The 1,907-nt window shown below is 67.6% G+C and carries 1 protein-coding gene; it reads right to left on the bottom strand.

Annotated elements, in window-relative coordinates:
* Positions 1-72: 72 nt before the first annotated feature.
* Positions 73-1,907, bottom strand: a 1,835-nt coding sequence (locus ER13_RS17140; protein ID WP_197019818.1) for a DUF885 family protein, incomplete at its 5' end; no start/stop codon positions are given.

The following is a 1,907-nucleotide window of genomic DNA, read 5'->3' as shown; positions in this document are numbered from 1 at the left end:
GTCCCTGCCGGGCCGCTCCCACCCGGTCGCTCCACGACCCCCCTCCCCCGAGGGGGAGGGAGAAAGGCGTGTCTAGGTCGTCGGCGCTCCGCCGCCCGCCGCGATCCAGCCGTCCACCTGGTCTTCCAGCACGTCCAGCGGCACCGAGCCGGAGCCCAGGACCACGGCGTGGAAGTCCTTGATGTCGAACCGGTCGCCCAGGGCCGCCTTGGCCCGGTCGCGCAGTTCCTCGATCTTCAGCTCGCCGATCTTGTAGCTGGTCGCCTGTCCGGGATTGGTGATGTAGCGCTCGACTTCCTTTTCGATGTCGCGCTCGGACAGCAGGGAGTTCTGGCGGAAATAGTCCATCGCCTGTTCGCGGCTCCAGCGTTTGGCGTGCAGGCCCGTGTCGGTCACCAGCCGTACCGCGCGCCACAGCTCGGTCGAAAGACGGCCGAAGTCGGAATAGGGATCCTGATAGAAGCCCATCTCTTTGCCCAGCTGCTCGGCATAGAGGCCCCAGCCCTCAGCGTAGGCGCCGTAGCCGCCGAAGCGACGGAAGCGCGGCAGGCCCTCGATCTCCTGGGCATAGGCGATCTGGAAATGGTGGCCCGGCGCGCCCTCATGATAGCTGATGCCCTCGATCTGGGGCTTCAGCACCTGGGTCATGTCCGACAGGTTGACGTAATAGATGCCCGGCCGCGACCCGTCCGGCGCCGGCGAGTTGTAGAAGGCGATCGAGGCCGTCGCCTCGCGGAACGGCTCGACCGCCCGCACCTCCAGCGCCGCCTTGGGCAGGGTCGAGAACCACTGAGGGGCCGCCGCCATCACCTGGGCGATGAAGCCGCGCGCGTCTGTCAGATACTGTTCCTTGCCTTCCGGCGTGTTCGGATACTGGAAGCGCGGATCGGTCTTCAGGAAGACGAAGAAGTCCTGCAGCGTGCCGGTGAAGCCGACCTGGGCCTTGATGACTTCCATCTCGGCCTGGATGCGGGCCACCTCGTCCAGGCCGATCTGATGGATCTGGTCGGCGGTCAGGTCGGTCGTCGTCGAGAGCTGGAGCCGGGCGTTGTAATAGGCCTCGCCCTGCGGCAGACGCCATACGCCGGCGTCGCTGTCGGCCAGAGGCTGAACCTCGGCCAGGGCCGTCAGCACGGTCTCGAACCCGGCCTTGTAGGGGCCGGTCAGGGCGGCGCGGCCTTCGGACGACAGCCGGTCCTTGGTCGCCTGATCGGCCTCCAGCGCCGCAACCTTCTTGTTGAAATCGGCCCAGACCGGATTGTCCGCCCCGTCATCGAACGGCGCGCCGGAGATGACGTTGCGGGTATTGGCGATGGAGGGTGCAAAAACGAAGCGGGGCGACACCACGCCGGCCGCCGCGCGTTGGCGCAGTTCGTCGGCGACCTGGCCCATCTGGACCTGGGCGGCGCGCAGCCGGGCGACATAGGCTTCGGCGTCGGCGACGCTGGAGACGCGGTGGTTATTGATCAGGAAGACGGGCAGGCTGGTGGTCGGATTGCCGTTGGCGGCGAACTGAAAGCCCCAGTCGCGCCACTGGTTCGACAGTCGGGCCTGCTGGACGCCATATTCGAACATCCGCCACGACAGCCGCGCCTGAGGCCCCAGTTTCTCGGGATCGAACTCGGCCTTCATCCGGGCCAGCTGGCTTTCGGACAGGGCCAGGGCGCGGTCTGCGGCGGCGTCCGAGACGTCGTCCAGCCTGTCATAGTCGGTCTTGATGCCCAGCGAGGTCATCTGTTGCGGGCTAAGGGCGATGCGGGCCTGGGAGGCCTCTTCGAAGAAGGCGTTCAGCCGCGCGTCCTCGCTCTGGGCCTGGGGCGACGGCGCGGCGGTTGGCGCTTCGTTTGTGGGTAGGACCAGGGACGGAACGCCGGACCGCACCGCCAGGCCGGCGCCGGCCGAGTTCC

Source organism: Brevundimonas sp. EAKA, assembly GCF_000698025.1.
Lineage (GTDB): Bacteria > Pseudomonadota > Alphaproteobacteria > Caulobacterales > Caulobacteraceae > Brevundimonas > Brevundimonas mediterranea_A.
The sequence above is the reverse complement of the archived record's forward strand: the minus strand, read 5'-3'. Positions and strand labels throughout refer to the sequence as shown.